Genomic DNA, 24,171 nt, shown 5'->3' with positions numbered 1-24,171 from the left:
CCGGCCCATCGCGCGGAGTGCGGGGCCGGCGGCACCGGTCGGCGGTCAGGCCCCTGGATGCAGTCCGAGCCAGCCGGGGGTCGGGTCACCCTTGACCTCGCCGAAGTACAGGGCGAAGGTCTGCTTCCACCGCTCCACCTCGGCACGGTCGCCCATGAATGTCGGGAAGCCGTCCAGGTGGGCGTTGGGGTACTCCCAGATGGGCTTCAGGCCGCCCGCGGGAGTGATGTCGGTGCGCACCGACCAGCCGTTGGGCGAGCTCTGCTGCACCTCGGCGGACAGCTGCCAGTTGAGGTAGAGCTTGGCGGCCGTCGGGTTCTTGGCCTGCTTCAGGATGGCCGCGCGCTGGCCCCAGCTCATGAACGGGTGCCCGTCGGCGATCACCCACGTCGACGGGGACGTGGACGAGGGGACTGCCGAGCCCGAGGTACCGACGCCGATCGCCTTCTGCCCGGCGGTGACGGCGACGCCCGGCGAGTTGCTGCCGCGGGCGAACTGCACGTCCTGGGTGGCCAGTTTGGCGATCCAGTCCCAGCCGTAGGTGCGGGTGTACAGCGTGTAGAGGAACAGGGCGGCGTCGTCGTCGTGCGGGTACGAGGAGGCGATCTCGCCCTTCCACTTCGGGTCGACCAGTTCGAGCGGGTTGCGGGGGGCGTCCGAGCCCACGGCCGCCTTTCCGTACAGGAAGCTGAACGCGCTCACCCTGACGGCCATCCACGCGCCCTGCGGGTCCTTGAACGCGTCGTACAGCTTTGAGAACCCGGCGGGCTTGTAGGGCAGCAGCCGGCCCTGCTGCTTCCACCGGACGAAGTCCTGCACGGTCTGCAGCTGTACGACGTCGGGAACGAGGGTGTCGGTGGCGAACTGGTTGTCGACGCGGACGTCGTGGTACTTGCTGTAGTCGACGACCAGTGTCAGGTCGATGCCCGGGAAGCGGGACTTGAAGGCCGCCTTGGTGCTGTCCTGCTGCGTCGGGGTGTCGCCGCCGGCGTAGATGACGAGCTTTTCGCCCTTCTTGAGGGCGGCCTGGTAGAGCTCGTCGAGCGTGCGGGTCTCTTCGGAGCCGGCCGGGTGCGGGGACGCGGCGGCAGAGGCGGAGGCTGCTGTGGTGCCGAACACTCCGGCGCCTATGGCGGCACCAGTACCAGCCGCCAGGATACGTCGCCTGCTGGGGAGGATGGACATGCCGATGAAACCTTCCTTCACGGGGGGGGAGGGGGTTCGCACCGAGGGTGGTGCTCATTCGCATGCGGGCGGACCCGGTTGCGCGTCATCCAGGCAGATGGAGGCGCTCTAGAAGGTGGAACCTGAGGTCAACCATTCGGTTGACCTCCGCACAGGCTTGGCCGAAATTAGCCTGGAGCGGTTCGGTGACGAAGCTTTCCGCTCCCGCCTGGCGGCACCCGGGACCGTCGTGCAGGAGCACTCACCCTGTGGTGCGCGAGTGATGTGCCCTGCCGGACGGGCTTCAGAACATGGTGTTGTCGTTGGCGCTCTTCTCCGGTACCTCCTGGATCACGTCCCAGTGCTCGACGATTTTTCCGTCGGTGACGCGCCAGAAGTCCGCGACGGCCATGCCACGGTCACCGGGCTTGAGGTGGAGATTGCTGTGGGTGACGACGAGGTCCCCGTCTGCGATAGCCCGCTTGATGTCCAGGCGCAGGTCGGGGAACTGCCCGCGCAGCCAGTGGACATAGCCGACGAAGGCTTGCGGGCCGTCCTGCGCCTCCGGGTTGTGCTGGGTGTAGCTGGGGCCGAGATGAGCGGCGGCGGCCGCTTCCGGCTGGTAGTCGTTGAACGCCTGCTCGTAGAAGGAGATGACGAGTGCCTTGTTGTCTGTGGCGGACATGGGATTCCTGTCTTGAGGCGGGTATTTCAGCCAGTCATGGCGTCGCGGACGAGGGCGGTGTCGACGAACTGCTCGAAGCGGACGATGAGTCCGCCGCGTACGACGAAGTGGTGGGCGGCGCGGACGTCGATCGGTTCACCGGTGATGGCGTGCCGACCGCTCTCGGCCACGGCCTGCCGGTACAGCGCCCGCAACTGGGCCTCCTCGCTTGAGTCGGTCCGCTCGGCGTTGGAGGAGGAGGTGGTGGCCCCCGCCGAAGTGGGCGCCGCAGACGGGCCGCCCGCGACGCCGGACTCGGCCAGGACGCGCTTTCCCATGGGACAGGCTCCACAACTGTGGGGTGCTTCCGACGAAGTATCTGCCGACGCAGACAATATATCTGCTGCGGCAGAATTTGCAACGGCAGCTTCTTCCGCTCATGTCCTTCTGTCACCCTGGAGCAGTGAACGAGCAACTGCTGAACGACGACGACGTGACACTCTTCGGGCTCTTCGTGGAGGCCTACAGCCGTATCAAGCCCCTGGTGAATCGCGATCTCGACATACCGCACACCTGGTTCGAAGTGCTGCTGCGACTGGGCCGCACCCCCGGCCACCAGCTCCGCATGACCGACCTGGCAGAGGCCGTGTCCTTCAGCTCGGGCGGCTTCACCCGGCTTGCCGACCGTATGGAAAAGGAACAACTCATCCGCCGCGACCCCGATCCTGCCGACCGGCGAGCCGCACTCGCCGTACTGACCGACAAGGGCGGTCAGGCGCTCGACCACGCACTCACCGCCCACGTCTCGCACCTGCGCAACCACCTCGCCGGACCACTCTCAGTCGAGGATCGCCGCCACCTCGAGCGCATCCTGCGCACGCTCCGCGAGGCGAACGCGTAAGTTCCTGTCCATATCCAGATCACCGTCGCGGGCTTCGGACGCCACCAGAGCCTGCCCCTGGCTCCCCATGACGGTCGTCGGTTCATTCAGCGGGCCGTATGGGCCAGGCGGGAGCGGGAAGGGCCGCCAGAGGGCCGACTTTCACGTCGGGCGGTTCTGGTCCACCGCAGATGGCCAGGCTCCTGGTACTCCAGTGCGGTTGCAACTTCCGTACGTGGGCGGCGAGCTCCGATACGAGTCCGGAACTTCTCACTCCACGTTCCCCGCCCCGTACCGCCTCACCACGCAGAACACGGTCTTGGAGGAGGTCGGTCAGCGAGGCATTGATGGCGGGGACTTCGTGCAGGAGGGGGTGCGGCGCCGGCTCTCGGGTGGCCATGCGCAGCGCGCTGACTCGGTTCTCGATTCCGGCGGCCCCGTTGCGTCCGGGTGAACAGCAGCCTGGAGAAGACCGGATGGCGCCGCCGCCACGCTTCCACCCCCGGCTCTGCATGGTGGCCCGGTCGGCTTCCACGAACGGCCTCAGCATCGACCCGTCGTCGCCGGGGCAGCGCCGGTAGTACGCGAGCGCGCCGGGGGTGACCGCTTGGCCGTTGCCGATCGGGCTCCATGTTGCGTACGTGGACACCGCCATGACGTCGGGCGGCAGCGACGTGCCCAAGGCCGACCCCCGTGACGTCGCCGTGGCCGCGCTCGACGGTATCGAGGCGGGGGCCCACGAGGTGCTGGTCGACGACATCACGCGATGGATCAAATCGCAGCTGTCCGCCGACCTGGAAGACATGTACGCCCAGCTGAAGGGGTAGCGCGCACTCACTGATCCCGAGGACGATACGGGAAGAGATCTGGAAGGTCCGCTGGATGCGTTCGCAATCCGCGACCCGGCGCAGGTAGAGCCCGTCGTCGAGGTCCGCGCCAGGCACCGGCAGGCGGCGCGGCGGGGCACCCGTGGTCCTGGTCGGTGCACCACTGTTCCGCGTGGACGAAGATCGTGTCGCGAGACTGCTTGCCCCGCGGGTATCCCTTGGCAGCGGTGGCCACTCGTGGGGGCGTCCGGCTCGTCCCCGATGAGCAGGATCCGCTCCTGGAAGCTCTGCCCGCGCAGCGCTTCGGCGGCCTTGGCACCGGCCAGGCTCGCTCCCACGATCACGAACGTACGCGGTGCCATCACGCGTGCTCCCCGCTGTCGTCGGTGCGCCCCGGCCGTGCGGTGGAGGAGGCGTGCAGGCGGGCCGTGAGTTTCCCGGCCAGGTCGTCCCAGCTGGCGTCAAACGTCTCGACGCCCTGGTCCTCCAGCACCTGGACGACATCGTCGTAGTCGACACCGGCGTCGGCGAGGTCCTCCAGCACCTGGTGTGCCTCGCCGTAGGTGTCGCGGATGTGGCCGGGCGGCAGCACGCCGTGGTCGGCGAACGCACTGAGGGTGGCCTCCGGCATGGTGTTGACCACGTCCGGTGCGACCAGGTCGACCACGTACCGGGTGTCCATGTACGCGGGATCCTTCACGCCTGTGGACGCCCACAGCAGCCGCTGCGGCCGAGCACCGGCCCCTTCCAGCCGTTGCCATCGGACGGCGGCGAGCATGCGCTCGTAGTGCTCGTAGGCGATGCGGGCGTTGGCGATGGCGGCGCGCCCACGCAGCGCGGCCGCCTTCTCGCCGCCCGTCCGGTCGAGCCGCCGGTCGATCTCTGTATCCACCCGGGAGACGAAGAAGGACGCCACCGACGCGATACGGGTCAGGTCGTGCCCCGCGTCCCGGGCGCGTTCCATCCCGGTCAAAAACGCCTCCGTCACCGCGTCGTAGCGCTCCAGCGAGAACAGCAGCGTGACGTTGATACTGATGCCCTCGGCCAGACAGGCGCTGATCGCCTGCAAGCCCTGCTTGGCCGCGGGGATCTTCACGAACAGGTTCGGCCGGTCCACCAGCCACCACAGCGCGCGGGCCTCGGCGACCGTGCGCGCGGTGTCGTGTGCGAGCCGCGGGTCGACCTCGATCGAGACCCGCCCGTCCACACCTCCGCTGGCGTCGTACGCCGACCTCAACACGTCACAGGCCCAGCGCACGTCGAACGTAGTCAGAGCGCGCAGTGCCTCCTCCACACCGACCCCGCGCAACGACAGATCCGTGATCTGCTCGTCGTAGCAGTCGCTGTGCTCGATGGCCCTGGCGAAGATCGTCGGATTGGTGGTCACACCGACGACGTGCCGTTCCGCGACCAGCCTCGCCAGGCTGCCGTCGACGAGCCGCTGCCTGCTCAGATCGTCCAGCCAGACCGAAACCCCGGACTCGGACAGCTGAGCGAGCGTGTCGGTCACCGTGTGCCTCCTCTGCCCGGCATGGGCGTCACGGACCGGGTAAAGACTCCTCGGTTCAAGACTCACCCAGCACGCGCCAGGCCGCAGGTCGGCCTGCGGCCGGTCGGACACCGGTCAAACGCACACCCACGGCGACGCCGCCCCGGAGTGCACCATCAGCGCGTGCCGAAGCCGCCTGGAGCGTTCGGGGCAGTACCGAAGCCCTCACGCGACGAGCAGCGGGTCATCGAGGAAACCGCCTCCACCTCGCCGAAGGGCAGCCGGTCAGGCCACGGCCGGACGGACTCACCGTCAGGACGCCATCCAGAACCACTACCGGGCATCAGGCTGCGACGAGCTCCTGCTCGCGGGTCGGCGTTTTGACCTTGTTCTTCTTGTTCGGCAGTGAGAGCCGGAACACCTTGTGCCACGCGGAGAACACCTGCTTGGGCAGCGGCCCGGTGACGTACTCCAGCTCGTACTTGTCGAACAACGCGCGCACCTTCACCGCGACCTCGGCGTACCGATTGCTCGGCAGGTCCGGGAACAGGTGGTGCTCGATCTGGTGCGACAGGTTGCCGGTCATGAAGTGCATGGCCTTGCTGCCGCTGATGTTCGCCGAGCCCATCATCTGGCGCAGGTACCACTGGCCGCGCGTCTCGCCCTTGATCGACCGGCGCTCGAAGACCTGCACGCCCTCGGGGAAGTGCCCGCACATGATCACCGAGTGGGACCAGACGTTGCGGACCAGGTTCGCGGTGAACGTGGCGGCGAGCGTGGGGAGGAAGGACGGGCCCGACAGCAGCGGGTGGATCACGTAGTCCTTGAGTACCTGCTTGCGGATCTTGCGGCCCACGGCCTTGGCCCGCGCGCGGAATTCCGGGTTCTTGCGGCGGCGCTTGTGCAGGTTCTTGCCGAGCTCCAGGTCGTACGCTGCGATGCCGTACTCGAAGAAGCAGGCGTTGATGAAGTTCCACAGCGGCTGGCCGAGGTGGAACGGGTGCCACTTCTGGTCCTCGTCGACGCGCATGATGCCGTAGCCGAGGTCGTTGTCCTTGCCGATCACGTTGGTGTACGTGTGGTGCAGCTCGTTGTGCGAGTGCTTCCACTGGTCGGCCGGCGAGACGTGATCCCACTCCCAGGTGGTGGAGTGGATCTTCGGGTCCCGCATCCAGTCCCACTGGCCGTGCAGGATGTTGTGACCGATCTCCATGTTGTCCATGATCTTCGCGACGGACAGACCAGCGGTGCCGATCAGCCACGCGGGCGGGAAGATCGAGAACAGCAGCACGCCCCTGCTGACCAGCTCGAGCTTGCGCTGCGCAGAGATGACCTTGCGGATGTAGGCGGCGTCCTTGTCGCCGCGGCCGGCGATCACCTCGTCGCGGATGGCGTCCAGCTCGCGGCCGAGCTCCTCGATCTGCTCCGCGGTCAGGTGGGCGGTGGGGTCGATGGCGGTCAAGGTGCTCCTACCGTTCGATGTCGCACGGGCCCGCCGCGGCGGACACGCAGGTCTGGATGAGGACGCCCGGCTCGGCTTCGGTGATCTCGCCGGTGCGCAGGTCGCGGACGGCGCCCGCCTTGAGCGGCGTGACACAGCCGAAGCAGATTCCCATGCGGCACCCGGAGGGCATGAGGACGCCCGCCTCCTCGCCGACGTCCAGCAACGGCGTGGCGCCGTCCGCGTCGACGGTCTTGCCGGTGGCGCTGAACGTGATCTCGCCGCCGTCACCGGCGACGACGATGCCGGGGCGGAAGCGTTCGGTGTGCAGGCGCTCCGGTACGCCGTGCTCGCTCCAGTGCTTCTCGGCGGCGTCGAGCAGGCCTGCGGGCCCACAGGCCCAGGTCTCGCGCTCGGCCCAGTCGGGCACGAGTTCGTCGAGACGGGCGATGTCGAGCATGCCGTCGGTGTCGGTGTGCACCTCGGTGAGCTGCAGCTTCTTGTCCGCGACCAGGTCGTGCAGTTCGTTGCGGAAGATCACGTCGTGCGGCTGTGGCGCGCAGTGGACCATGACGACGTCGTCGAACTCGCTGTCGCGCAGCATGCCCATCACGGGCGTGATGCCGCTGCCGGCCGTCAGGTAGAGCACCTTGGCGGGCTTGGCCTCCGGCAGCACGAAGTCACCGGTCGCCTGGTCGAGTTGGATCAGTGTGCCCGGTTTCGCCCTGCGGACCAGGTGGTTGCTGACCTTGCCGTCCGGGATCGCCTTCACGGTGATCGTGACACGGCCGTCCCGGCGGTTTGCCGGTGAGGTGACCGAGTAGGCACGCCACAGGCGCACCCCGTCGACGTCGACGCCGATCCGCACGTACTGACCGGCCGTGTGGCCGCGCCAGCCCCGTCCCGGCCTGATCACGATGGTCGCGGCGTCACCCGTCTCGGGGTGCACGGCCTCGATGCGCCCACGCAGGTCAGCGCCCGCACGCAGCGGGCTGACCAGGTCGAGGTAGTCCGACGGCAGCAGCGGCGTCGTGACCATCTCCAGCAGTTTCCACGCCCTGCTGCGGAGGGCTGCACTCGTCATGACTCCAGCTTGATGTGCCCCAAGGCGTAAAGTCCTGACCGCAGGATGTGAATCTGGTCGCTTCAGTTGTTCGCAGGGAACAAATATGAGCCATGCAATCCAGAGGGCCAGCGAACTGGCCCTGGATGAGAGGACGGTCACCGCACTGCGGGCCGCGCTGAAGACCACCGCCGACGAGGTGGTCCAGGCGATCATCGACGAGGTCCCTCCCTACGCCAACGCCCTTTCGGGCAGCATGGGCGGCACCATCCGCCGAGCCGTCCGCACAGCCCTGGGGCATTACCTGGACCTCGCGAGTGGGAACGCCACGGGCGGCGACGCCGGTGACGCAGCCTACGAGCTGGGCCGGGGCGAGGTCCGGGACGGCCGTTCGATGGACGCCCTGCTCAGCGCTTACCGCGTCGGCGCCCGCGTGGCCTGGCGATGCCTGGCAGCGGGTGCCGTACCCGCAGGTCTGCCCGCCGCCGAGGTCGCCAAGTTCGCCGAGCTGACCTTCGCCTACATCGACGAGCTCTCCGCCGCGAGCGCCGCGGGCCACGCCGACGAACTGGCCGCCCAGGGCCGGGCTCAGGAGCGCCACCTGGAACAGCTGGCTCGTGACCTCCTCGCCGGCGCGAGCCCGGATGTGCTGCTTGTCTCTGCTCAACGGGCCGGGTGGCAGCCTCCGGTTTCGCTGACCGCGGTCCTGCTGCCCGCCGCCCAGGTCCGGCCTGCCTACCGCGTGCTCGACCCGAGCACCCTCGTCCTCGACGATCTGCCGGATGCCTTCGGCGTGCTGCTCGTCCCCGATGCCGACCGATCACATCTCTTGCGGCGGCTGACCGACCGCACCGCTGTGGTCGGCCCGGCCCGGCCGTGGACTCGCGTGTCCGCCTCGTACGCACGAGCCGTACGCGCGCGCTCCCTCTCCTCTGATATTCGCGACACCGAGGACCACCTGCCCGAGCTGGTGCTGAGCGCCGACGGGGACGCGTTCGCAGACCTGCGTGCCCGAGCCCTCGCGCCGTTGCGGACCTTGCCCGTCGCGACCGCGCAGCGGCTGGAGGAGACCTTGCGGGCGTGGCTGCTGCACCAGGGCAGACGGGAGGAGGTGGCGGCGGCGTTGTTCGTCCACCCCCAGACCGTCCGGTACCGCATGTCGCAGGTGCGGGAGCTGTTCCCGGATCTCGCATCGCCGCAACGGGTCCTTGAACTGACGCTGGCGGTCGGTCTTCCAGCCAGCTGACGCGTTGTTCGACCGTCCACGACCGCGTCCGCGAGCGGTCCAATAATCGGGCCTCGTCCTCGGTGTCATCGGCTGGCTCATGCGGCCAGGGGAAGAGCGTATTGGTCAGCTGAGACTGGGGGTTGAGGTCTCTCGGCCACAGCACCGAGCAGCGGATCGACCGCCGCGAACTCATCGGCGTCCTGGGCGACGAACCGTCGCAGCACCTCGTCCACGCGGGCCTTGAACGCGGCCGGCTCCCACCGCTCATACGCCACCGGCGGCCTCCGGGCCAGGGCGTGCTGGGCGAGGATCTCCAAGTGGGCCGGGGCGCCAACGGTTACCGGCGACGGCCGAGCAACAGCCCGCCGGCGACCAGGGCCGAGGCGAGGCCGAGGAGGCCGACGGCGTGCGCCATGCTGCCGGTGGCCGATTCCAGGCCGATCACGACGAGCGGGCAGATGAACTCGCCTGCGAAGAAGGCGGCCGTCCACAGACCGGTGCCGCGGCCCCGGTCGGCGTAGCTGAGCCTGGACATCGCGATGGTCAGCAGCGAGGGCAACAACATGCCGGTGCCGAGGCAGTTGAGCACCGCACCGACGATCACGAACACCGGGCTGTTCGCCAGAGCGATGACCACGAAACCGGCCGCGCACAGGGCGAACACCAGGGGCAGCCGACGGTCCGGGCTGCCGGACAGTCTGGTGAAGGCGAGGGAACCGACCACGGTGGCGGCGCTGGCGACCGCGGTGGCGAGGCCGATGACGCCGGTGGACTTCACGCCCAGGTCGTCGAGCAGGTAGGACATCTCGACGGGCACGGTGTAGAAGACCATCGCGCCGAACACGGTGAGTGCGCAGATGCCCGCCAGCGGGCGCACGGGGAACGGCCTCTTCTCGTCCGCGGTTTCTCCGGCGTCCGCGGCGCCGGCCGGTCCGGGCTTGGACAGGGTGAGCGCCATGGCGGGGGCCAGCAGCAGGCCCACCGCGTAGATCCAGAAGGGCGCGCGCCAGCCCGCCGAGCCGAGGGCGCCGCCGATGACGAAGAACGCGGTGGCGGAGATGGAGGCGCACATGGTCTGCAGGGCCAGGTAGCGTTCGCGGGTCCGACCGCTGTAGTAGTCGCCGATCAACGTGGTGCAGCAGGTCATGATGGCCGCCTCGGCGATGCCGACGAGCACCCGGCTGATCACGATGGCGCCAAGCGAGTCCAGCCACAGCGGGGCGGTTCCCAGCAGCGCGTACACAAGCGTCGCCGCGACCAGCAGCCGTACCCGGCCGAGGCGGTCCACGATGACGCCCGCGAAGGGGGCCAGCAGTGCCAGCGCGAGCGCGGGGACGGTCAGGACGACCGGGACGAGGGTCTTCACTCCGGGCACGGTCGCGAAGTGTTCCTGCATCTTCGGCAGTACCGGCGCGAGAAGGACGGCGCCCAGCACCGGCAGACAGCTGCCCGCCATCAGCAGCACGGCGCGCAGCGGCCCCGCGTTCTCGGTATGCGGGCGGAGGTTGTCGGCGGGCGCGGGTGCGGGTGGGGAAACGGGTCTGGACATGCCGAACTCCACGGGTGGTGGCAGGGGTGCGGCGCAGAACCGCTGCGGCTCGGACACACAGCGGGGCACCGGCGCACCGGAGGGGACGCGCCCGGGACAGCGGGCGTCGGGGACAGCCCCGACTATGAGCCAGGCCGTTTCCGGCGACTACCCCTCACGTGATCGCACTGCCGGATCCTCGTCATCCGTGCCGCGGATGGGGGCCTGCTCGCACCGCCGACGCCACGCGGGCGGCGGTCTCCCGCAGCCAGATGTGCGCGGCGTCGTGGGTGTGGACGGGGTGCCACCACAGCGCCTCCCGCAGCGGGACGGTCTCGTAGGGCGGCGTCATGATCCGTACCGGTGCGGTGCCGCGCAGGCGTTCGGCGAGGAGCGCCGGGACGAGGGCGATCCGGTGGGTGCCGGCGACCAGGAAGGGCAGCACCGTGAAGCTGTCGACGGAGACGCTCACCCGCGGTTCGATGCCGAGCATGCCGAGCTGTTGGACCGCCGGGGTGTCGTAGGCGCGCAGGTATGTCACCCAGGGCAGGCGCGCCAGGTCGTCGCGGGAGAGGCGGTCGCCCACCTCGGGGTTGTCCTCGGCGACGAGGAACACCCAGTCGTCCTCGTACAGGTCGGTGACGGGGAAGTCGCTGATGATGCCGTGCGGCATGACCATGCCGTCCAGGGTGCTCAGCACGGCAGAGGCCACCTCGGTGATGCGGGGCGGGATCTGGACGAAGCGCACCCGGATGCCGGGCGCCTCACGGTCGAGGATCCGGGTGAGCTCGGCCCCGAAGACGGCCACCGAGTAGTCGCTGACGCCAAGGGCGAATTCGCGGGACTCCGTCGCCGGATCGAAGTCGGCCTGGCTGGTGAAGAGGCGTTCCAGCTGGTCGCAGACGGTGGAGGTGCGGTCGAGCAGTACTTGGCCGAGGGCCGTCAGTTCGTAGTGCCCTCCCACGCGGGCGAGCAGGTCGTCGTCGAAGTGCCGGCGCAGCCGGGCCAGCGCGCCGCTCATCGCGGGCTGGCTCAGACCGACGCGCCGGCCGGCCTGGGTGACGTTGCGCTCCTCCAGCAGGGCGCGCAGGGCGACGACCAGATTGAGATCAAGGCTTGCCAGGTTCACGGCGGCTCTCCAGCGTGCGACGGCGTCGAGAGGATAAGTCCGACGGATGACTGCCATCCAGATAATCGATTTCCCTTATCCCAAAGCTGCGGCCAGATTAGTCCCATCGCAATCAGGAGGACACGTTCGTGAAACCCGCAGCCACGTCCGTCCCTTTCGCCGGACCATTTGCCCTCGGTACCCTCTCGGTCCCTGACGGGATCCCGTTCCCCGCTCTCGTCGCGCCGGACGGCCGCGCCCTGGACCTGCGCGCCGCCCTCGGTGAGCACGAACTGACGGTCCGCACCCTCCTGGAACGCTGGGACGAGGCCGGTCCCCGCCTGCACGTCCTCGCGAGGGACGGCAAGGCCGCCTGGCAGCGTCTCGGGGACCTGCGGGTGCACGCTCCGGTGGAGCCCCGGCAGGTCTTCCAGTCGGGTGCGAACTTCCGGCAGCACGTGATCGACCTGGAGGTCGCCCACCGCGCCCCCGACGACCCCCGCACCGTCGAGGAGGCCCGCGAGGAGATCGCCGCTCTCATGGACCGGCGGGCGGCCGAGGACCTGCCGTACGTGTTCATCGGCCTGCCCAGCGCGATCACCGGGCCCTTCGACGACGTACACCTTCCCGACTGGGCCGAAAAGCCGGACTGGGAACTGGAGTTGGCGGCCGTCATCGGCAAATCCGCCTACCGGGTGTCCACGGAGGAGGCGCTGGAGTACGTCGCCGGCTACACCATCGCCAACGACCTCACGGACCGGGCCACCGTCTTCCGGCGGGACATGCCCGCCATCGGCACCGACTGGCTGCGCAGCAAGAACGCCCCCGGTTTCACCCCGCTCGGTCCGTGGATCGTGCCCGCCGAGTCGATCGCCGACCCCGGCGATCTGCGGGTGACGCTCAAACTCAACGGCGACACCATGCAGGACGAGTCCACCAAGGACATGCTCTTCTCAGTCGCCAGGCTGGTGTCGTACATCTCGCGGACTTCCCGACTCCTGCCCGGCGACCTCGTGCTGACCGGCAGCCCGGCCGGCAACGGCATCCACTGGGGGCGGCTGCTGCGCGGCGGCGATGTCATGGAGGGGTCCATCACCGGTCTCGGCGTGCAGCGCACCCGATGCGTGTCCGAGGGGACGGGTTCATGAACCGGAACGACCCCGAGGGCATGATCGCCGAGGCCGCCAGGACATACTCCAACTGGGGCCGCTGGGGCGAGGACGACGTCCTCGGTACCCTCAACTTCCTCGACGAGAGCAAGCGGCGCGAGGGCGCCGCCCTCGTCCGGCGGGGCGCGAGTTTCTCGCTGTCGCAGCGGTTCGACATGGACGGCCCGCAGAAGGGCTGGCGGCGCCGCACCAACCCGGTGCACACCATGCTCGACACCGGCACCGACGCCGCCCTCGGCAACCAGGGCTTCCCGCACGGCATCGGCGGCGCCGACGACGTGATCGCGATGCCGCTCCAGTGCTCCACCCAGTGGGACGGCCTGGGGCACATCTTCGACCACGGCAAGGCGTGGAACGGCCGGGCGGCCGAGAGGGTCGTCACCTCCGACGGCGACCTGGTCACCGGCATCGAGCACATGGCGCCGCACGTCGCCGGGCGCGGTGTGCTGCTGGACGTCGGCCAAGTCCACGGGCAGAACGGCGAGTTGCCCGACGGGTTCGCCGTCACCGAGGAGCACCTCACCCAGGCCGCCGCCGCCCACGGGGTGCGGGTCGGCCGCGGGGACATCGTCGTCGTACGCACCGGACAACTCAGCCGGGTCCGCCGCGACGGCTGGGGCGACTACGCGGGCGGCGCGGCACCCGGCCTGTCGTTCACCACGGCCGGCTGGCTGCACCGCACGGAGATCGCCGCCATCGCCACCGACACCTGGGGCTTCGAGGTCCGGCCCAACGAGTTCGAGCACGCCTTTCAGCCCCTGCACCAGGTCGTCATCCCCAACATGGGCCTGCTGGTCGGCGAGATGTGGGACCTCGACTCGCTCGCCGCGGACTGCGCGGCCGACGGCGTGTACGAGTTCTGGCTCACCGCCGCACCCCTCCCGATCACCGGAGCCGTCGGCTCTCCCGTCAACCCGATCGCCGTCAAGTAGCCCTAGGGGGTGTCCGCAGGAACACCCTCGCCCGGACCAGCCTGAGGACAAAGGACTTCCCCCATGAGAACACCCCGCACCGTCCTGGTCGTCGGCGGCGGATCGGCCGGCAATGCCGTCACCATCCTGCTGAGCCGCGCCGGACTCACCGTCGACCTCATCGAGGCCAGGGAGGACTGGAACGCCACCGCGGGTTCCGGTATCACCGTGCAGGGCAACGCCCTGCGGGTCCTGCGCGAACTGGGCGTGTGGGAGCAGGTGCGGGCCTCCGGGTTCGGCTTCGGATCGCTCGGCATCACCGGCCCGGACGGCACTGTCCTGCACGTCGTCGAGGACATCCGCACCGGCGGTGACGACCTGCCCGCCACCGTCGGCATGCAGCGCTCGCGGTTGCAGTGCATCCTCATCGACGCCGTCCGGGCAAGCGGCGCCTCGGTGCGCCTCGGCACCCGCGCCGAGAGCTTCGACCAGGACGCCGACGGCGTGCGGGTGCGTTTCACCGACGGCAGCGAGGGCCGCTACGACCTGGTGATCGCCGCGGACGGCATGGGATCGAGCACACGAGCCGCGATCGGCATCGCCGACCGTCCCGTGCCGACCGGCATGGCCATCTGGCGCATCGCCGCTCCCCGCCCCGAGGGCCTGGAGCGCACCGACCTCGCCTACGGCGGCCCCGCCTACATCGCCGGCTACTGCCCCACCAGCCGGGACACCATCTACGCCTACGCGGTCGAGGCCAACCGCGATCGCGCTTCCATACCCCCCGAGAGCTACGCCGACGAGATGCGTGGCCTCGTGCAGGCGTACGGCGGCCACTGGACCGAGATCGTCAAGCACATCGACGATCCGGCGAAGGTCAACTACACGTGGTACCACCGCCTGTTGGTGGAGGGCTCCTGGCACCGCGGACGGGTCGTGCTGATCGGTGACGCGGTCCACAGTTGCCCGCCCACCCTGGCCCAGGGCGCCGCGATGTCCCTGGAGGACGCGCTGGTCCTCGCCGAGCTGCTCACCGGCACCGACGACTGGGACGACCAGCTGTTCCGGACGTACTACGAGCGCCGCATGTCGCGGGTGCGCCCGGTGGTGGACGCCTCCATGCAGATCGGGCAGTGGCAGCTCGACGGGGTGCGTGACGCCGATGTGCCCGGCCTGGTCAACCGCATGTCGACCATGCTCAGGGACCTGCCGTGACCCTCCACCCGCCAACCGGCCACCCACCCACGACGAGCACTGACCCGCACATCTGGCCAACGGTCGATGTGCACGCCCACGTCCTGCTGCCCGCGATCGAGGCACTGGTGGACGGCTCGCCGGCCCTCGCCGAGGCGAGGGCGCTCGACGCCCGCCGCAACGGACCGGCCGCTCTCGCCGTCAACGGCCCCATGGTGCGCGAGCGGATCCCCCGGCTCACCGACGCCGGTGTGCGGCTGGCCTCGATGGACGCCCAGGGTGTCGATGTGCAGCTGGTCAGCCCGTCCCCGTCGCACTACCACCATTGGACGGACGAGGCGACCGCCGACAAGGTGTGCCGACTGGCCAACGAGGGCACGGCGGCGCACTGCTCGGCCGCGCCGGACCGGCTGAAGGGGCTGGGCCTGGTCCCGTTGCATCACCCCGAACTGACCGTCCCGGCACTCGAACACGCCCTGAGCCTTGGCCTGTTGGGCGTCGAGATCTCCAGCCACGCCCCGGGCCGCGAGCTGTCCGACCCGGCCTACGAGCCCTTCTGGCGGCGGGCCGAGGAAACCGGCGCGGTGCTCTTCCTGCACCCGTTCGGCTGCACCCTCGACGAGCGGCTGGACCGGTGGTACCTGTCCAACAGCGTCGGCCAGCCCACCGAGAACGCGGTCGCGCTGTCCCACCTCATTTTCTCCGGGGTCCTGGACCGCCATCCGGGACTGAAGCTGATCGCGGCGCACGGCGGCGGCTACCTCCCCACCCACATCGGCCGCGCCGACCACGCCTGGTCCGTCCGCGCCGACGCGGGCGCGGACTGCGCCCACCTGCCCAGCAGTTACCTCGAGCGGCTCCACTTCGACTCCCTCGTCCACGACCCCCACGTCCTGCGCGCGCTCATCGCCGCCGCGGGCGCGGACCGGGTCCTGCTCGGCTCCGACTTCCCCTTCGACATGGGCACCGAGGACCCCGTCGGGGCACTGCGCGCCGCCCACCTGTCCGACGCCGACTTCCACGCCGTACGCGGGGGCAACGCGGCAGCGCTGCTGCGGCTCGCCCGACCCCCGCGCTCACCTGCCCCCACAGGAGGAAACCCATCATGAGTGCACGTCTGTTGACCCACCTCCGTCACGTCGACCTCGCCGTACCCGACTACGACAAGCAGCTCGACTTCTATGCCGGCGTCTGGGGCCTGACCAAGGTCGCCGAGGACTCCGGCATCTCCTTCCTGGCCGCCGAGGGCAGCCCGGAGCAGTACGTCGTCCGGCTGCGCAAGGCCGAGGAGAAGCGCCTCGACCTCGTCTCCTACGGCGCCGCGAACTCAGCCGACGTGGACACCCTCGCCGAGCAACTCCTGGCGGGCGGTGTGCAGTTGATCTCCCAGCCTGGCAAGGTCGACACCCCCGGAGGCGGCTACGGCTTCCGCTTCTTCGACGTCGACGGCCGCACCGTCGAGGTCTCCGCCGATGTCGAGGCCCGGCAGCACCGCAGGATCGAGGAGAAGGAGTCGATCCCGGTCAGGCTGAGCCACGTCGTCCTCAACTCCCCGGATCTCAACCGCACCCGCGAGTGGTACGAGCGTCACCTCGGCTTCCGCCTGACCGACACGCTCAGCTCGCCGCACATGGGCGAGGTCATGCACTTCATGCGGATCTCCAACCAGCACCACTCGATGGCCGTCGCGCAGGGCCCGCACACCTCCGTCCACCATGTCTCCTTCGAGATGCGCGGCATCGACGAGTACCTGCGCGGCACCGGACGCCTGCTGCGGGCCGGAGTCCACAAGGTCTGGGGCCCCGGCCGGCACACGGCGGGCGACAACACCTTCAGCTACTTCCTCGACCCGCACGGCAACACCGTCGAGTACACGACCGAGCTGGAGGTCGTCGACGAGGACACCTGGCACCCGCAGGTCTACGACTTCTCCCAGCCCGACGTCGCCGACCAGTGGGGCACCGCCAACCCGATGAACGAACTCGTCGCCAAGGAGTCGTTCAACGACGTCGACCCCGGCGTGTTCATCGCCCCGCCGGTCTGACCCCCTTCAGTTCCGGGGGCGCGGCACGCCCTGTCCTGCCCTGACCGCCCGCCGCGCCCCCGGTACTTCCCGCCCCCGAGAACCCCGTAGCAACAGAGCCTGGAGCCGCAGATGCGTTTCGCCGCGTACGAGCACCGACACCAGCGCGAGGTCGCCGCCGTCGGCGAGGACGGCCGCCTCCACCCGGTCCCCGGCGAGCGCACACTCACCGAACTGATCACAGCAGGCGCCCTGTTCGAGGCGGGGGCCACGGCCCTCGACGCCCCGGCCGGACCACATGTCTCCCAGGTGCGACTGCTGCCGCCGCTGCGGCCGGTCTCCATACGGGACTTCGTCACCTTCGAGGAGCACGTCGAGGGCGTACGACGCTCGGTCGACGGGGCGAGTGGCGTGCCGGACGCCTGGTACGCGGCGCCGACCTTCTACTTCACCAACCCCCACGCCGTGTTCGGGCCGCACGACGACATTCCCGTGCCCCCGGGGTCCCAGGTCCTGGACTTCGAACTCGAAGTCGCCGCCGTCATCGGCCGCGAGGGCCGGGACCTCACTCCCGAGCAGGCACGTGAGCACATCGTCGGCTACACGGTCTTCAACGACTGGTCCGCACGCGATCTCCAGTCAGCCGAGATGAAGGTCGGCCTCGGCCCCTGCAAGGGCAAGGACACCGCCACCACCCTCGGTCCGTACCTGGTCACCGCCGACGAACTGGAGCCGTACCGGGACGCCGAGGGCTTTCTGCGGCTGGCCCTGACCGCCGAGGTCAACGGGCAGGTGGTCGGCAAGGATCTGCTGTCCAACATGAGCTGGACCTTCGAGGAGATGGTCGCCTACGCCTCCCGTGGCACCCGGGTCGTGCCGGGTGACGTCCTGGGCTCCGGCACCTGTGGGAACGGTGGCTGCCTCGCCGAACTGTGGGGGCTGCGGGGCGAGCGGACTCCGCCGCCGCTGGGGCCCGGCGACACCGTCTCGCTCACCGTCGAGGGCATCGGCACGCTCACCAACACCGTCGTCCCCGGCGTCGATCCCGTACCCCTGCCGACCGGCCGGCGCCGCAGCCGGGAGCGGCCATGACGGACCTTTACCCCCAGCGGCTGCTGGGCAAGGTGGTCGTGGTCACCGGCGCGGCTCGCGGACAGGGTGCCGCCGAGGCCGAGGCACTCACCCGCGAGGGCGCCCGGGTGATCGCCACCGATGTGACCGAGACACCCGGCTGCCGCCGTCTCGACGTGACCGAGGAGCAGGACTGGGCCGATCTCGCCGCAGAGTTGGAGGAGGCGTACGGGCAGGTCCACGGCCTGGTCAACAACGCCGGCGTCACCTGGCGGGCCCGGCTCGGTGACGTACGCCCCGAGGACTTCGACCGGGTCCACGCCGTCAACGTCACCGGCCCGCTGCTCGGCATCCAGCACCTCGCCCCGCTGATGCCGCCCGGCGCCTCGATCGTCAACGTCGGCTCGTCCGCCGCGCTCACCGCCCACTACCCGGTGGCCTACACCGCCAGCAAATGGGGCCTGCGCGGGCTGTCCAAGGCGGCCGCGCTGGAACTCGGACCGCGCGGAATCCGCGTCAACACGATCCACCCCGGCTACATCGAGACCGAGATGACCGCCTCCGCCGCCCCCGCCTTCCGCGAGGCCAACATCCGCGAGACCCCGCTCGGCCGCACCGGCACCGTCGACGAGGTCGCCCCACTGATCGTCTTCCTGCTGTCGGACCAGTCGTCGTTCATCACCGGCGCGGAGATCCCCGTCGACGGGGGCCTCACCGCGCACGGCGGAGCCAAGTCCGTCTCGGACGCCCTGCGACCGGAGACGCCATGACCGACACCCGGGGCCGTGCGGCCACCAGAAAGGACCTTCGCAAGTGAACAAGGTCAGCGCCGGAGCCGCGGAGGCGGTCGCCGACCCTCCGGACGGTGCCTCGCCGGCCGTCGGGGGCTTCGGCCTCCTACGTCGGCGAGAACAAGGAGTTCGATGGTCGGCGACTGCTCCCTGCCGCTGACCGGCGAGCGGTGCGTCCACCGCATCTCACCGACCTCGGCGTCCTGGATGTCACGCCGACCGGCCTCGCGCTCGTCGAGACGGCACCCGGGGTCACCGTCGAGGACATCCGCGCCCGCACCGGCGCGCCGCTGCACACCGACGCCGTCACGGCCGCCTGCTGATCCCCCTCCCTTCATCCCGCACGGAGCCACGAGATGACCGTCTTCCTCACCGACGCCGACGTCAGAGCCGCCTTCGACTGGGCCGACGCCATCGCGGCCCTGCGCAGCGCCTACGCCGCACCGCCCGACGAGTCCCGCTTCCCGGCCCGCACGATGGCTCGCGGAGACGGCCTGTGGCTGCGCACGCTCAGCGGTGTGCCCGGTGACGGTGGCCCCATGGGGGCCAAGCTGATCGCCGCCTCACCCCGGCACCGGCGCGCCTCGTATCTGATCCCGTTGTTCGACCAGCAGAGCATGGAACTGACGGCGCTCCTGGACGGCCACTCCATCACCGGATTCCGAACCGCCGCCACGTCGGCGCTCGCCGCCGACCTGCTCGCCCCCGCCGGGCCCCTGCGGGTAGCCGTGATCGGGTCCGGCTTCGAGGCGCAGAACCACGTCCGCGCCCTGGCGGCGACGCGCACGCTGTCGTCCGTCACGGTGTTCAGCCCCAACCCGGCCAGCCGCACCCGCTTCACCCGGGAACTCGCCGATCTCGGGCTGCCGCTCGCCACCGCGGAGAGCCCCGAGGCGGCCGTCGCCGATGCCGACCTGGTGATCTGCGCGGCCCGCTCCCGGGACGAGCAGCCGACCCTTCGGGAGGTCCCGCCCGGAGTCACGGTCGTGTCGATCGGGTCCACCCTTCCCGAGCAGCGCGAACTGGCGACCGAGGTGATCGCCCGCGCCGAGGTGATCGTCGCCGACATGGCCGACGAGGTCGCCGAGGACACGGGAGACCTGATCGCGGCGAGGAAGGCGGGCGTCGAACTGGCCGGGAAAGTGGTCCCGCTCGCCGACGTCGTCTCCGGTCGTACGCCCGGCCGGCCGGCGGACGACCCGGACGCGGTCGTGATCTACAAGTCGGTCGGTTCGGCGGCGCAGGACCTCGCCGTCGCCGCGATGTGCGTCCGGCGGGCCGCCGAACTGTCCCTGGGCACCGAACTGCCCGTCACCATCTCCCCAGTCTCGAAGTGAGCGACCCCGTGAGCAACGCCGTGGGCAGAGAACTCGACGACCCGTCCCTGCTGAAGAGCGCCGCGTACGTCGACGGCACCTGGATCACCACCGGCGCCACCCTCGCCGTACGCAACCCGTCCACCGGCGACCTGCTGGCCGAGGTGCCGCTGCTCGACCGGACCCGGACCACCGCGGCGATCGACGCGGCGCACCGCGCGCTGCCGGCCTGGCGAGCACGCCCGGCCAAGGAGCGCTCCCGGATCCTGCGGCGCTGGTTCGACCTGGTCACCGAGCACGCGCAGGACCTCGCCCGGCTGATCGTCCTGGAGGAGGGAAAGCCGTACCCGGAGGCCGTCGGCGAGGTCGCGTACGCGGCGTCGTTCCTGGAGTGGTTCGCCGAGGAGGCCAAGCGCATCCGCGGTGACGTCATGGAGGCGCCGGAGGCCTCGCGCAGGATCGTCGTTCTCAAGGAGCCGGTCGGTGTGTGCGCGGCGATCACCCCGTGGAACTTCCCCGCCGCGATGATCACCCGCAAGGCGGGGCCCGCGCTGGCCGCCGGCTGCACGATGGTCCTCAAACCCGCCGAGCAGACCCCGCTGACCGCCCTGGCGCTCGCCGAACTCGCCGACCGGGCGGGCATCCCGGCGGGCGTGTTCAACGTGATCACCGGTGACCCGCGCGAGATCGGCCCCGAGCTGACGGGCAACCCACTGGTCCGTAAGATCACCTTCACGGGCTCCACCGAGGTCGGCCGGCTGCTGCTGGCTCAGGCGGCTCAGACCGTGAAGAAGACATCGATGGAGCTGGGCGGCAACGCGCCCGTCCTCGTCTTCGACGACGCCGACCTCGACGAGGCGGTCGAGGGCCTGATCGCCACCAAGTACCGCAACACCGGCCAGGCGTGCATCAGCGCCAACCGCGTCTACGTACAGGACGGGATCCACGACGCCTTCGCGAAGAGACTCGCCGAACGGGTCGGCGCCCTCGCCGTCGGCGATGGCTTCGACGAGGGCGTCCAGCAGGGCCCGCTCATCGACGAGGACGCGGTGGCGAAGGTCGAGTCCCACGTCGCCGACGCCGTCGCCCACGGGGCCGTGGTCCTGCACGGCGGCAGGGGCCACGCACGCGGCGGCCTCTTCTACGAGCCGACCGTCCTGACCGGCGTCACCGCCGAGATGGCCGTCACCCGCGAGGAGACCTTCGGCCCGGTGACCCCGTTGGTGCGGTTCACCGACGAGAGCGACGCGGTCCGCATGGCCAACGACACCGAATTCGGCCTGTCCGCCTACCTGTTCGCCAAGGACGCCGAGCGCGTCTGGCGCGTCGCCGCCGCCCTGGAGGCGGGCATGGTCGGCATCAACACCGGCCTCATCTCCAACGAGACGGCCCCCTTCGGCGGGGTCAAGCAGTCCGGCGTCGGCCGCGAGGGCTCGGTCTACGGCCTCGACGAGTTCCTGGAGCTCAAGTACCTCGCCTGGGAAGGCGCGAAGACCTCCGCCTCCGCCCAAGAACCCCGCTGACCACCCCGCAAGGAGCACACACCATGGCCCGCTACACCCGCGCCGAAGCCCGCGACTGGGCGCGCGAGACCCTGGTCGGCGTCGTCAACTGCACGATCCCGTCCTTCACGGCCGACCTGACGGCGATCAACGAGAAGGCGATCCGCCACGACACCCGCCTCGCCATCGAACACGGCTTCATGGGCACCCTCGGCGTCTCGGAGGTCTCCATCCAGCTCCCCGAGTACCTGGACTTCCTGCGCGTCATCAAGGACGAGGCCGGCGACCGGCTGCTGCTCACCCACCACGCCAGCTGGAACAACCTGGAACAGAACATCGAGGCCGTGAAGGGCGCGGAGGAGGCGGGCGCCGAACTGGTGCTGTTGTCGTACCCGCCGAACTTCTACCCCGAGTCCGAGCAGGAGATCTACGACTACACCAAGGCCGTCTGCGACGCGACGAACCTCGGCGTCATGCTCTTCCCGATGTACCTGTGGGGCTTCAGCCCCCGCATCCACCCCTCCGACATCCCCGTACGCCTGATCCGGCGCCTGCTCGACGACTGCCCCAACATCGTCGCCATCAAGGCCGAGGGCGGCTTCCCCAGCATCCAGAGCGTCATCGAGTGCCACCGTCACTTCGGTGACGAGGTCGTCATCTCGATGCCCATCGAAGGGGAGTTGATCCCGCTGTCGCAGATCATGCCGCTCCAGTTCTCCGCGACCAGCGACCACGAGTACTACGGCCCGATGATCCCGCGTGTCTTCCAGCTCCTGCGGGAGGGCAAGTACGACGACGCCGCCGACATCTACTGGCAGCTCCACCCCGCCCGCAAGATCAAGGGGGGCCTCGCCCCGGCCCTGCACGGCGGCGCGTTCATCAACCGCCAGGCATGGAAGTTCCAGGGCTGGCTCCAGGGCTACAACGGCGGCCCGCTGCGCATGCCCACCCAGCGCATCCACGACGCCCAGATGAACGCCCTGCGCAAGGGCCTCGTCGACGCCGGCCTCGAACCGAGCATGGACCCGTTCCGCGAGTTCTTCACCGGCCGCAACCCGGCCTGAGCCGCAGGAGGCTGCCATGCCCCCGCCGCGAGGTGATCGCCCCGCGCACCCAGGATTGCCCGACGTCACATAGGTGGGGAGTATGGAGAGCAGGCGACAAGTCCGGTTTCCCCGTGGGCGCTCGGGGGCCGGACCGCGGTGATGAGGGAGACAGCGGATGTACTGCGACTCGGAGTACACCCTCTCCTTCGACCTGTTCCGTGTGTCCTCAACCGGCACTACTATCAACAGCTTTGATTGGAGCCAGTAAGGCCGGCTGGAGCGGCCGGACTGGAGCGGCCGGTCCACGCGCGGACGTGCGTCAGACGCGCTGCCAGGCGTCCAGCAGGGCGAGGGCGTTGTCCACCCCCTGATCGAGAAGCTCGTTGGCGAGTCGGCTGTCGGTCAACGCGCGGGCAAGCTGCAGTGTCCCGGCCATCTGGCCGAGGAGGCTGAGCGCCTTCACACGTGCGGAGGACGGGTCGTCGGGCGCCATGCGTTCGGCAATGCCCTCGACGAGGATCAGCACACCGTCGGTGTACGCCTGCCTGGTCGTCTCGGTGCAGCGTCCGATCTCGTCGAGCAGAGCGGCGTTGGGGCAGCCGTCGCCGAGCATGTCACGGTGCTGGGGCGAAAGGTATCCCCGCACTATCTGCTCAAGTCCGGCGCGGCCAGGCGCGGCCAGCGCGACGACGCTCTCGGCCTGCGCCTTCAACTGGTCGGCGACAGCCGTGGTGACGAGGTCATCTTTGGATGCGAAGTGAGCGTAGAAGGCGCCATTGGTCAGCCCTGCGTCCTTCATGAGCGTCGAGACCCCGGAGCCGTCGATACCGTCCTGCTTGAACCGGCGGCCCGCCGTTTCGATGATCCGCCGCCTCGTCTCCGACTTGTGCTCTTTTCCGTACCGCACCACGCCACACGCTCCTTCGCCGGCCGGAAGGACCGGTTGCCCTTCACCGACTCAGCCAGTCTATGGTATTGCAAACGTAATCCAAAGAGCGGGCAGCGGCGACCGCCGGCGACATGGGGCTTTCATCAGTGAGAGCAGGCACGGGCCCGGCATCCGCACTCCCACTCCGGTCGCCGGCGGAAGCGGCCGTCCCCCACTCGACGGCGATCTTCGTATCACTTGTGCTGTTCGGCATCTATCAGCGCGAGGGCGGTGCGGATGCCCTGTTCGAGGAGTTGGTCGGCGAGCTGCCGGTCGGTGAGGGCACGGGATAGCTGCAGCGTGCCGGCCATCATGCCGAGAAGACTGAGTGCCTTCAGGCGTGCCGAGGGCGGGTCGTGGGGTGCCAGGCGGGCGGCGAAGTCATCGATGAGGATCAGCGCGCCTTTGGTGTATGCCTGCCTGGTGGTATGCGTGGAGCGTGCGATCTCGTCGAGGAGGGCGGCGTTGGGGCAGCCGTCCTCGATGTCGTCGCGCTGGTCGGTGGAGAAGTACCAGCGGATGATCTGTTCGAGCCCGGCGCGGCCGGGTGCCGCCTGCGCGACGATGTTCTCGTGCTGGGCGCGCATCTGGTCGGCGACCGCGGTGGCGACGAGGTCGTCCTTGGACGTGAAGTAGGCGTAGAGGGTGCCGTTGGTCAGGCCCGCGTCCTTCATGAGGGTCGCGACTCCGGAGCCGTCGATGCCGTCCTGCTTGAGCCGGCGGCCGGCCGCCGTGATGATCCGCTGCCGTGTCTCCTGCTTGTGTTCTTTCGCGTATCGCACGATGCGTTCCTCCGTAGCAGCCGGGGCCCTGTGCCCCGGCTGCCGC

The 24,171-nt window shown here is 69.7% G+C and carries 22 protein-coding genes and 3 pseudogenes; 15 read left to right on the top strand and 10 right to left on the bottom strand.

The window, feature by feature from the left end; translation table 11 throughout:
- Positions 1–45: 45 nt before the first annotated feature.
- The 3 genes and pseudogenes from ACFYRY_RS00590 to ACFYRY_RS00580 all read right to left on the bottom strand — a co-directional run.
- Positions 46–1,185, bottom strand: coding sequence for an ABC transporter substrate-binding protein (locus ACFYRY_RS00590; protein ID WP_389138593.1), 1,140 nt, complete (start codon positions 1,183–1,185; stop codon positions 46–48).
- Between the two features lie 283 nt (positions 1,186–1,468).
- Entirely contained in the window at positions 1,469–1,849 is a 381-nt protein-coding gene (locus tag ACFYRY_RS00585; RefSeq protein WP_389138591.1) for a nuclear transport factor 2 family protein, read from the bottom strand.
- 26 nt (positions 1,850–1,875) lie between these two features.
- Positions 1,876–1,992: pseudogene (locus ACFYRY_RS00580) on the bottom strand (DUF4440 domain-containing protein); the annotation flags it as partial.
- A 299-nt stretch (positions 1,993–2,291) separates the two neighbouring features.
- Between ACFYRY_RS00580 and ACFYRY_RS00575 the strand changes: the two are divergent.
- The gene (locus ACFYRY_RS00575) at positions 2,292–2,729 is read left to right on the top strand and encodes a MarR family winged helix-turn-helix transcriptional regulator (protein ID WP_389138588.1); all 438 of its coding nucleotides are present in this window, start codon (positions 2,292–2,294) and stop codon (positions 2,727–2,729) included.
- A 620-nt stretch (positions 2,730–3,349) separates the two neighbouring features.
- Positions 3,350–3,535 carry a hypothetical protein gene (locus ACFYRY_RS00570; RefSeq protein ID WP_389138585.1) on the top strand — a complete coding sequence of 62 codons (186 nt, stop codon included), beginning with the start codon at positions 3,350–3,352 and terminating at the stop codon, positions 3,533–3,535.
- A 361-nt stretch (positions 3,536–3,896) separates the two neighbouring features.
- Here the strand turns inward: ACFYRY_RS00570 and tal are convergent, their stop codons facing one another.
- The 3 genes from tal to ACFYRY_RS00555 all read right to left on the bottom strand — a co-directional run bounded on the left by tal (position 3,897) and on the right by ACFYRY_RS00555 (position 7,549).
- Positions 3,897–5,045, bottom strand: coding sequence for a transaldolase (gene tal, locus ACFYRY_RS00565; RefSeq protein ID WP_389138582.1), 1,149 nt, complete (start codon positions 5,043–5,045; stop codon positions 3,897–3,899).
- 322 nt (positions 5,046–5,367) lie between these two features.
- Positions 5,368–6,486 (bottom strand): fatty acid desaturase family protein, encoded by a 1,119-nt coding sequence (locus ACFYRY_RS00560; protein WP_389138580.1) that lies wholly within the window; start codon positions 6,484–6,486, stop codon positions 5,368–5,370.
- A 7-nt stretch (positions 6,487–6,493) separates the two neighbouring features.
- Positions 6,494–7,549 (bottom strand): ferredoxin reductase, encoded by a 1,056-nt coding sequence (locus tag ACFYRY_RS00555; protein WP_389138578.1) that lies wholly within the window; start codon positions 7,547–7,549, stop codon positions 6,494–6,496.
- An 85-nt stretch (positions 7,550–7,634) separates the two neighbouring features.
- Between ACFYRY_RS00555 and ACFYRY_RS00550 the strand changes: the two genes are divergently transcribed.
- Complete coding sequence (locus ACFYRY_RS00550; RefSeq protein ID WP_389138575.1) at positions 7,635–8,774, top strand: PucR family transcriptional regulator; 1,140 nt, start codon at positions 7,635–7,637, stop codon at positions 8,772–8,774.
- Between the two features lie 319 nt (positions 8,775–9,093).
- Here the strand turns inward: ACFYRY_RS00550 and ACFYRY_RS00545 are convergent, their stop codons facing one another.
- Both ACFYRY_RS00545 and ACFYRY_RS00540 read right to left on the bottom strand, forming a co-directional pair.
- The gene (locus ACFYRY_RS00545) at positions 9,094–10,305 is read right to left on the bottom strand and encodes an MFS transporter (RefSeq protein WP_389138572.1); all 1,212 of its coding nucleotides are present in this window, start codon (positions 10,303–10,305) and stop codon (positions 9,094–9,096) included.
- 181 nt (positions 10,306–10,486) lie between these two features.
- Positions 10,487–11,413 carry a LysR family transcriptional regulator gene (locus ACFYRY_RS00540; RefSeq protein WP_389138570.1) on the bottom strand — a complete coding sequence of 309 codons (927 nt, stop codon included), beginning with the start codon at positions 11,411–11,413 and terminating at the stop codon, positions 10,487–10,489.
- 128 nt (positions 11,414–11,541) lie between these two features.
- On the opposite strand from ACFYRY_RS00540, the gene ACFYRY_RS00535 reads away from it, so the two are divergent.
- The 12 genes and pseudogenes from ACFYRY_RS00535 to ACFYRY_RS00480 all read left to right on the top strand — a co-directional run bounded on the left by ACFYRY_RS00535 (position 11,542) and on the right by ACFYRY_RS00480 (position 22,433).
- Complete coding sequence (locus ACFYRY_RS00535) at positions 11,542–12,540, top strand: fumarylacetoacetate hydrolase family protein (RefSeq protein WP_389138567.1); 999 nt, start codon at positions 11,542–11,544, stop codon at positions 12,538–12,540.
- On the top strand, positions 12,537–13,493 hold the full coding sequence (locus tag ACFYRY_RS00530) for a cyclase family protein (protein ID WP_389138565.1): 957 nt from the start codon (positions 12,537–12,539) through the stop codon (positions 13,491–13,493). Before ACFYRY_RS00535 ends, ACFYRY_RS00530 begins: the two co-directional genes overlap by 4 nt.
- Positions 13,494–13,556: 63 nt before the next feature.
- Positions 13,557–14,687 carry an FAD-dependent oxidoreductase gene (locus ACFYRY_RS00525; RefSeq protein ID WP_389138563.1) on the top strand — a complete coding sequence of 377 codons (1,131 nt, stop codon included), beginning with the start codon at positions 13,557–13,559 and terminating at the stop codon, positions 14,685–14,687.
- On the top strand, positions 14,684–15,775 hold the full coding sequence (locus ACFYRY_RS00520; protein WP_389138561.1) for an amidohydrolase family protein: 1,092 nt from the start codon (positions 14,684–14,686) through the stop codon (positions 15,773–15,775). Before ACFYRY_RS00525 ends, ACFYRY_RS00520 begins: the two co-directional genes overlap by 4 nt.
- Complete coding sequence (locus tag ACFYRY_RS00515) at positions 15,772–16,710, top strand: VOC family protein (RefSeq protein ID WP_389138558.1); 939 nt, start codon at positions 15,772–15,774, stop codon at positions 16,708–16,710. The genes ACFYRY_RS00520 and ACFYRY_RS00515 overlap by 4 nt, the downstream gene beginning before the upstream one ends.
- Positions 16,711–16,821: 111 nt before the next feature.
- Positions 16,822–17,781, top strand: coding sequence for a fumarylacetoacetate hydrolase family protein (locus ACFYRY_RS00510; RefSeq protein WP_389138556.1), 960 nt, complete (start codon positions 16,822–16,824; stop codon positions 17,779–17,781).
- Positions 17,778–18,530, top strand: coding sequence for an SDR family NAD(P)-dependent oxidoreductase (locus tag ACFYRY_RS00505; RefSeq protein ID WP_389138554.1), 753 nt, complete (start codon positions 17,778–17,780; stop codon positions 18,528–18,530). Before ACFYRY_RS00510 ends, ACFYRY_RS00505 begins: the two co-directional genes overlap by 4 nt.
- A 43-nt stretch (positions 18,531–18,573) precedes the next feature.
- Positions 18,574–18,657, top strand: a pseudogene (locus ACFYRY_RS00500) (succinyl-CoA--3-ketoacid-CoA transferase); the annotation flags it as partial.
- Positions 18,658–18,692: 35 nt separating this feature from the next.
- Positions 18,693–18,874 (top strand): annotated as a pseudogene (locus tag ACFYRY_RS00495) (succinyl-CoA--3-ketoacid-CoA transferase); the annotation flags it as partial.
- 33 nt (positions 18,875–18,907) lie between these two features.
- Positions 18,908–19,888, top strand: a complete 981-nt coding sequence (locus tag ACFYRY_RS00490; protein WP_389138551.1) for an ornithine cyclodeaminase family protein — start codon at positions 18,908–18,910, stop codon at positions 19,886–19,888.
- A gap of 8 nt (positions 19,889–19,896) precedes the next feature.
- On the top strand, positions 19,897–21,390 hold the full coding sequence (locus tag ACFYRY_RS00485; RefSeq protein WP_389138549.1) for an NAD-dependent succinate-semialdehyde dehydrogenase: 1,494 nt from the start codon (positions 19,897–19,899) through the stop codon (positions 21,388–21,390).
- A 23-nt stretch (positions 21,391–21,413) separates the two neighbouring features.
- Entirely contained in the window at positions 21,414–22,433 is a 1,020-nt protein-coding gene (locus tag ACFYRY_RS00480) for a dihydrodipicolinate synthase family protein (RefSeq protein ID WP_389138547.1), read from the top strand.
- Positions 22,434–22,734: 301 nt separating this feature from the next.
- On the opposite strand, the gene ACFYRY_RS00475 is transcribed toward ACFYRY_RS00480, so the two are convergent.
- Together ACFYRY_RS00475 and ACFYRY_RS00470 are read right to left on the bottom strand one after the other, a co-directional pair.
- Positions 22,735–23,325 (bottom strand): TetR/AcrR family transcriptional regulator, encoded by a 591-nt coding sequence (locus ACFYRY_RS00475; RefSeq protein WP_389138544.1) that lies wholly within the window; start codon positions 23,323–23,325, stop codon positions 22,735–22,737.
- Positions 23,326–23,537: 212 nt separating this feature from the next.
- Entirely contained in the window at positions 23,538–24,128 is a 591-nt protein-coding gene (locus ACFYRY_RS00470; RefSeq protein WP_389140988.1) for a TetR/AcrR family transcriptional regulator, read from the bottom strand.
- Positions 24,129–24,171 lie beyond the last annotated feature (43 nt).

This window comes from Streptomyces sp. NPDC005263, assembly GCF_042872365.1.
In the GTDB taxonomy this organism is placed as follows: domain Bacteria; phylum Actinomycetota; class Actinomycetes; order Streptomycetales; family Streptomycetaceae; genus Streptomyces.
The sequence above is the reverse complement of the archived record's forward strand: the minus strand, read 5'-3'. Positions and strand labels throughout refer to the sequence as shown.